Origin of the sequence: Gordonia sp. (in: high G+C Gram-positive bacteria) (assembly GCF_049299075.1) — a bacterium.
Taxonomy (GTDB): Bacteria; Actinomycetota; Actinomycetes; order Mycobacteriales; family Mycobacteriaceae; genus Gordonia.
Map to the genome: position 1 here is coordinate 1 of NZ_JBAQWU010000040.1, position 1,905 is coordinate 1,905.

Annotated in this window: 2 protein-coding genes; both read left to right on the plus strand. The window is 68.3% G+C overall.

Going from position 1 to position 1,905, the window contains the following annotated elements; genetic code table 11:
• A partial coding sequence (locus WAW85_RS01470; RefSeq protein WP_422557888.1) for an AAA family ATPase occupies nt 1-1,013 on the plus strand: 1,013 nt, incomplete at its 5' end.
• Between the two features lie 11 nt (nt 1,014-1,024).
• A partial coding sequence (locus tag WAW85_RS01475) for a signal recognition particle receptor subunit alpha (RefSeq protein WP_422557889.1) occupies nt 1,025-1,905 on the plus strand: 881 nt, incomplete at its 3' end.

Genomic DNA, 1,905 nt, shown 5'->3' on the forward strand with positions numbered 1-1,905 from the left:
CCAGTGCCGCGGCCGGACGCGACCACCTCGAAGCGGCCCGCGCCGCGCGCACCGCCGAGACCGAAGAACTCCGCACTCGGGTCGACGCGGCCACCGCCACGCTCACCACCCTCAAAGATGCGGTGCACCGCGACGAGGTGGCTAAAGCGCAGGCCGCCCTGCGCATCGAGCAACTCGAAGAGCAGGTGGTCGAGCAGTTCGCGATGAACGCCGACGATCTCGTTGCCGAGTACGGCCCCGATGTGGCGATGCCGCCATCAGAGTTGGAACTGCGTGAATACGCCGACGCCAAAGCGCGCGGCGAGCTCGTCGTCGCACCAGCGGCGATGCCGTACGACCGCGCCACCCAGGAGGCCCGCGCAAAGAGGGCACAGAAAGACCTGAACACGCTCGGGAAGGTCAATCCGCTGGCTTTGGAAGAGTTCGCCGCCTTGGAGGAACGATACAACTTCCTGTCGGCCCAGTTGGAGGATGTGAAGGCCGCGCGCGCCGACCTGCTCGGCGTCGTCGCCGACGTCGACGCCCGCATCCTGCAGGTCTTCACCGAGGCCTACGCCGACGTGGAAAAGGAGTTCTCCCAAGTTTTCGCGACGCTCTTCCCCGGCGGTGAGGGCCGTCTGGTGTTGACCGATCCGCACGACATGCTGACCACCGGTGTCGAAGTGGAAGCCCGTCCGCCGGGGAAGAAGGTCAAGCGGCTGTCGCTGCTGTCCGGTGGCGAGAAGTCGCTGACTGCAGTGGCCATGCTGGTGGCGATTTTCCGGGCCCGCCCATCGCCGTTCTACGTGATGGACGAGGTCGAAGCCGCCCTCGACGACGCCAACCTGCGGCGCCTGATCAGCCTCTTCGAGCAACTCCGCGAAAAGAGTCAGCTGATCGTCATCACCCACCAGAAGCCCACCATGGAGATCGCCGACGCGCTCTACGGTGTGAGTATGCGCGGTGACGGCATCACCCAAGTCATCTCCCAGCGTCTGCGTGGTGTCGACGTGGCACCCACGCCCGCGAACTGAAAGGCCCGATAGTGAGTACCCAAGCCGTTATCGGCATCGTCGTCATCGTCGTTCTGCTCCTGGCCCTCGTGGTCGGCAGCGGGATCGTGCTGCGCCGGCGCCGCCAGATCTCGTTGTCCCCGCGTGACACCCCGGCCGTCGACGGCCACCGCCAGGTGGACAAGTCCGGCGGCTACCAGGCCGACACCGGATTCTCGTTCAGCCAGGGCGGCACCGCCACGGCCGAACCGGAGCCGGTGGCGGACGAAGCCGAACGGATTTTGGCTGGCGCGTCGTCCGACATCGTCGAACCTGTCGCCGACGACCCGATCGCGCAGCTCCCGGGCACCGAAAACGACACCGTCGACGAGGCGATGTCCGTGGAGGCGGCAGGCGAGGCAGCCGAGACTGCGACGCCCGCGCCAGCCGAGCCGCTGACCCCGCAACTCGACGAGATCGAGCCCACCGCGGGCCGACTGTCCCGACTGCGTGGGCGTCTGTCGCGGTCCCAGGGGGCGCTCGGCGGGTCGATGCTCGGCCTACTCGGCGCCGGCGACCTCGACGAGGACAGCTGGGAAGAGATCGAGGACACGCTGGTGATGGCCGACCTCGGCACCGCCGCCACCGAGGCAGTGGTGACCAGCCTGCGCGCTGAACTGGCCACCGGCAACGACCGCAGCGCCGACGACGCCCGCGCGGCCCTTCGCAGGGTGCTCGTTGAGCAGCTCCATCCCGAACTCGACCGGTCGGTCAAGGCGCTGCCGCACGCCGGCGGCCCGGCGGTGGTCCTGGTGGTCGGCGTCAACGGCGTCGGGAAGACCACCACCATCGGCAAGGTGTCGGCGTTGCAGGCACAGGCAGGTGTCAGCGTCCTCATGGCCGCCGGCGACACGTTCCGTGCCGCCGCCGCAGA